Annotated in this window: 1 protein-coding gene; it reads left to right on the top strand. The window is 47.3% G+C overall.

Translation table 11 applies throughout. From position 1 onward, the window contains the following. Positions 1-239: LysR substrate-binding domain-containing protein (locus EOC06_RS39335; protein WP_245470488.1), on the top strand; the 239-nt coding region annotated here is incomplete at both ends.

Here is a 239-nt window from a genome sequence, read left to right as displayed (position 1 = left end):
TCGTACAAGCATGCAAGGACGCTCACTTCTCACCGAGTATTGCCTTTGAAGGCAAGGATATTGATGCATTAAAAGGGTTAGTGTCCGCTGGTTTAGGGGTTGCATTAATGCCTGAGATGACGCTGGTCGACAATACGCCCCGCTCTACCGTTATTATTCCGATTGCAGACAGCAATCTGACCAGAACGGTTGGTGTCATCTATCCGACGCAAAGAAAGCTTTTGCCAACAGAGGAATTA

This window comes from Mesorhizobium sp. M7A.F.Ca.MR.362.00.0.0, assembly GCF_004023175.1.
GTDB lineage: Bacteria > Pseudomonadota > Alphaproteobacteria > Rhizobiales > Rhizobiaceae > Mesorhizobium.
This window is presented reverse-complemented; position numbering and strand designations above follow the sequence as displayed.